At 79.5% G+C, this 4747-nt stretch carries 3 protein-coding genes; all 3 read right to left on the bottom strand.

What is annotated here, in order from left to right:
- Window positions 1-2216 (bottom strand): DUF5682 family protein (locus tag DMH08_RS38600; protein ID WP_199748221.1); only part of this gene is annotated, 2216 nt, incomplete at its 3' end.
- A complete protein-coding gene (locus DMH08_RS38595) occupies window positions 2213-3328 on the bottom strand; it encodes an ATP-binding protein (protein ID WP_026400398.1) in 1116 nt (371 codons plus the stop codon). The genes DMH08_RS38600 and DMH08_RS38595, both read right to left, overlap by 4 nt.
- Window positions 3325-4747: DUF5691 domain-containing protein (locus tag DMH08_RS40650; protein WP_158642467.1), on the bottom strand; the 1423-nt coding region annotated here is incomplete at its 5' end. The genes DMH08_RS40650 and DMH08_RS38595, both read right to left, overlap by 4 nt.

Genomic DNA, 4747 nt, shown 5'->3' with positions numbered 1-4747 from the left:
ACCTGGCGCGGCTGCTGCTCGAGCCGGAGATGCTGGACGCCGTCGAACCGGACGTCCACCTCGTGGGCACGCTGCTGGCGCTGAACACCGTGCTGCCCGACCGGGCGCGGGTCGTGCAGGCGGCGCGCGCGGGCGCCGATCGAGCGGCGCTCGGCGGCGGAGAACGTCGCGAACGTGCGGCGCAGCAGCGGCAGCACGTCGGTGAACGCGGCGGCGGGCAGGTCGGCGAGCCACGCGTCCACGAGGCGCAGCAGGCCCTCGTCGTGCATGAGGATCAGCCCGCCGCCGGACAGGTCGCCGCCCGACAGGAAGCCCTCGACCCACGCGGCCGCGCGGGCCGGCGGAACGCCCGCGGAGACCGCGCGGGCCATCCGGCCGGGCGCGTCGTCGAGGACGCCCGCGTCCAGCAGCAGCCGGGTGACGCGGCCCTCGACCAGGCCGTGCAGGCCCTCCGGGCGGGCGACGAGGCGTTCGAGGGCGCGGCGCCAGCGGGCGAGGCGGGACTCGTCGCCGAGCAGCGCGAGCGCGCCGTGCACGGCGTCGACGTGCTCGAGGGCCGCGCGGGCGGCGTCCTCGTCCAGGCCGGTCAGCGCGGGCGCGAGCCCCACGCGGATCCGCGCGAGAAGGCCGTCCACGACGGCGCGGAGCCGGTCGCGGGACGTGCCGCGCACGTCGCCGTACCGCAGGGTGCGGACGAGCGCGGGCAGCGCCGCCATCAGGCGCAGGGCGTCGGCGTCGACGGCGGCGCGGTCGGCGAGGGCCCGCAGCACGGCCGGCAGCGCCTCCCCGAGGTCGGCGAGCAGGCAGCGCTCGGCGAGGCCGGTGAGCTCCGCGAGGTCGTCGGCGTCGGCGGCGAGCGCCTCGGCGCGGACGGCCGCGGCGCCCCGCACGGTCGTCCCGCAGGCGCCCGCCTCGATCAGCGCGACGTCCAGCTCGGGCCGCCACTCGAGCGTCCACGTCTCCCGGAACGTCCCGGTCGAGCGGCCCCCGGCGGGGACGCCCCAGTCGACGTCGAGCAGCCGCAGCCGGTGCAGCAGCCGGGAGCGGTCGAGGTCGAAGGGGCGGCGCAGGTCGAGGTCGTGGTCGCGGGGCCGGGGCGACGGCCGCAGCCGCAGCCGCCGCTGCCGCGCGTGCAGGTCGCGCTGGAGCGGCACCATCGGGGTGCGGGGCGGCACCGAGCCGAGGCGCTCGCCCACGACGAGGCGCCGCTCCAGCAGCTCGACGCGGGGTTCGGCGCCCTCGCACAGCACCGCGCGGGCCGCCTCGGTGACCTCGTCGAGGCCCGGCAGCGGGCGGCCGCGCAGCGCCGCGAGGGACCCGGCGAGCCGCACCGCCTCGATCACCTGGCCGGGGGAGACGTGCAGGTCCTCGCCGCGCAGCACCCGCGCGGCCCCGGCGAGCCACCGCTCGACGGGCCGGTCGGGCGCCGTGAACAGGTGGTGGTACCAGCCGGGCGACGCGACGCCCGCGCCGTAGTGGGAGCGGGCGGCGAGCCGGCCGTGCGTCCACGGCACCCACGTCATCGCGACCCGCACCCGGGGCAGGCCGCGCAGGGTCCGGTCGTCGCGCGCGGCGGGGACGTCGGCGAGGACGGCCGGGGCGTGCCACGCGCCGCACACGACCGCCACCCGCTCGTGCCCGTCCCGAAGTGCGCGCCGCACCGTCCGCCGCATGCACGCCTCGCGGCGCTCCTCGGCCCCGGCGGGCGGGCCCGCGCGCTCCCGCAGCTCCGCCATCGCCTCGAGGATCGCGGGGAAGGGGGACGGGCCGCCGTCGCGGTGCTCCACGACGTCGTCCCACCAGCGTTCGGGGTCGCCGTGCCCGGCGGCGCGCGCCAGCTCCCCGAGCGGGTCGACCCGGACGTCCGGCGCGGCGGGGCCGTCGGGGGCGGCGAACGCGACGGCGGCGGGCAGGTCGCAGAACCGGACGGCCACGCCCGCGCCCACCCCGTACCGGATCGCCTGCCACTCGGGGCTGAACTCCGCGAACGGCCAGAACGCCGACCGGCGGCCCTCGCCGTCGGCGTCCCCCGGCGAGTACGCGAGCAGCGCGACCGGCGGCACCATCTCCGGTTCGCCCGCCAGGCCCACGAGCGCGTCGGCCTCCGGCGGGCCCTCGACCAGCACCGCGTCCGGCTTGAACTCCTCCAGAGCCGTGCGCAGCGCGCGCGCCGAACCGGGACCGTGGTGCCGGACGCCGAACACCTCGACCGTCAAGAGACCTCCCGGCACGCCCGGTAGAAGTCGTCCCAGCCCGGACGGTCGCGCACCACCGTCTCCAGGTACTCCTGCCAGGCCACCCGGTCGGACGCCGGGTCCTGGACGACCGCGCCGACGATGCCGCCGGCGACGTCCGCCGCCCGCAGCACCCCGTCCCCGAAGTGCGCCGCCAGCGCCAGCCCGCCCGTCACGACCGAGATCGCCTCGGCGGTGCCGAGCGTCCCGCCGGGCGACTTCAGCCGGGTGCGGCCGTCGCCGGTCAGCCCCGACCGCAGCTCCCGGAACACCGTCACGACCCGGCGGATCTCCTCCAGCCCCGCCGGGGCCTCCGGCAGCTCCAGCCCCGCGCCGATCTGCGCGACCCGCCGGGCGACGATCTCGACCTCGTCCTCGACGGTGTCCGGCAGCGGCAGGACGACCGTGTTGAACCGGCGGCGCAGCGCGCTGGACGGCTCGTTCACGCCCCGGTCGCGGTCGTTCGCCGTCGCGATCACCGTGAACCCCTTGCGGGCCTGCACCTCCGTGCCGAGCTCCGGCACGGGCAGCGCCTTCTCCGACAGGATCGTGATCAGCGCGTCCTGGACGTCGCCGGGCATCCGGGTCAGCTCCTCGATCCGCGCCACCGACCCGCGCCGCATCGCCCGCAGGACCGGGCTCTCCACCAGCGCCCCCTCCGAGGGGCCCTCCGCCAGCAGCCGCGCGTAGTTCCACCCGTACCGGACGGCCTCCTCCGGGGTGCCCGCCGTGCCCTGCACCAGCAGCGTCGAGTCGCCGCTGATCGCCGCCGCCAGGTGCTCCGACAGCCACGTCTTGGCCGTCCCCGGCACGCCGAGGAGCAGCAGCGCCCGGTCGGTCGCGAGGGTCGCCACCGCGACCTCGACGAGCCGCCGCGGCCCCACGTACTTCGGGACGACCGCCGTCCCGTCCGGCAGGTCGCCGCCGAGCAGGTACACGGTGACGGCCTGCGGCGACAGCCGCCAGCCGGGCGGGCGCGGCCGGTCGTCGTGCTCGGCGAGCCGGGCCAGCTCCGCCGCGTGCTCCTGCTCCGCGTGCGGGCGCAGGACGGCCTCGGGGGACGCGGCGCCGCGCCCGTTCGGGGGAGTGGTCAACTCAGCTCCTTCAGCATCTCGCCGCGGAACCGCAGCGTCTCGACGAGGTCGGTGAGGGGCCGGGGGTGCGGGCGCACCGGATGCCCGGCCAGCCGCTCCGCCGCCCCGGGGTCGAGGCGCAGGTCGGCGACCCGGCACAGCCGCACCAGCGTGTGCTCGGCGGCGCGCGTCGGCAGCCCGGCCGCGCCGGTCAGGATCGTGACGACGGCCGCCGCGAGCGGGCCCGTCCACGGGCCCGGCACCCGCTCCAGCAGCCGCAGCAGCTCCGCCCGGTCCGGCGCCCGCCGGACGAGCGCGGCCGCCGCCGCGCCCCGCTCGCCCTCCGGCAGGAGGCCCAGCAGGTCGGCGAGCGCCTCCGGTTCGTCGACGGCCGCGGCGCCGCCGAGCAGCGCGCGCGCCCATCCGGCGTCCCGCCGGTTCAGCGCGGCGCGGGCCCACCCGGTGTGCAGGTCGCCCGCCCCGCCGCCCGCGACCGGCAGCCGCACGATCCCCTCGGGCGGCAGCCCGAGCAGCGGCGGCCACGTCTCCGGCGGCGTCCGGGCGAGGATCTCCCGCAGCCACGCCGCCCGCGTCCCCACCGGACCGCTCCCCGGGCGCGGCGCGAACGACCCGCCGGGATGGAACGGGACGCCGTCGCGGGCGAGCCCCGCGTCGTGCTCGTGCGGCGCCTCCACCTCGAGCCGGGGGCCGTCCGGGCCGGGCCGCAGCCGCAGGCACGCGCGGGCCCGCGCCGCCATCCGCTCCCCGTACGCGGCGCCGGGCAGCCGGGCGAGCAGGTCGGCGGCGAGCTGCCGGACGTCCTTGCCCCGGTCGTCCAGCGCGGCCTCGAGGAACTCCTCGTCGCCGGGGGAGAGCCCCCACGCGAACGTCGCGAGGAACGCGGCCCGGTCGGGCGCGGGCTCGCGGTCCCACGTCTCGCGGAGCAGGTCCCGCGCCGCCGCCGGATCGGTGCCGCGCAGCCCCGACAGGTACGCGGCGCGGCGGTGCCGGGTGCCGCTCCGCCACGCCTCCGCGCCCGCCGGGTCGTCGCCGGACCGGACCGGGCCCGCCCCCACCAGGTACGCCCAGTCGGTGTTCTGCAGCGCCAGCCACATGCCGCGCCGCCCGGCCGCCCGCGCGATCGACGGCCGCAGCATCCGGTCGCTGCGCCCCCGCTCCAGCAGCGCGGGCAGCAGCCGTGCGGGCACCCGCAGGCCGCGCGCCGCCGCCGCGTCCAGCCACTCCGGCAGCACCCGGATCTGCTCCCCGGCCAGGATCCGCGCGAGCCGCGCCGCCGCCGCGTCCGGGACCGCGGCGTGCAGCCCCGCCGGCAGGGCGTTCCGCCGCCGGTGCGCGCGGACGAGCAGCCGCAGCAGCGCGTACTCCGCCAGCAGGCGGCCCGGCCAGCCGGGTTCGCGGGGGACGCCCGCGAGGGCGCGC

It is taken from the genome of Actinomadura sp. WAC 06369, from assembly GCF_003947565.1.
In the GTDB taxonomy this organism is placed as follows: Bacteria; Actinomycetota; Actinomycetes; order Streptosporangiales; family Streptosporangiaceae; genus Spirillospora; species Spirillospora rifamycini.
The sequence above is the reverse complement of the archived record's forward strand: the minus strand, read 5'-3'. Positions and strand labels throughout refer to the sequence as shown.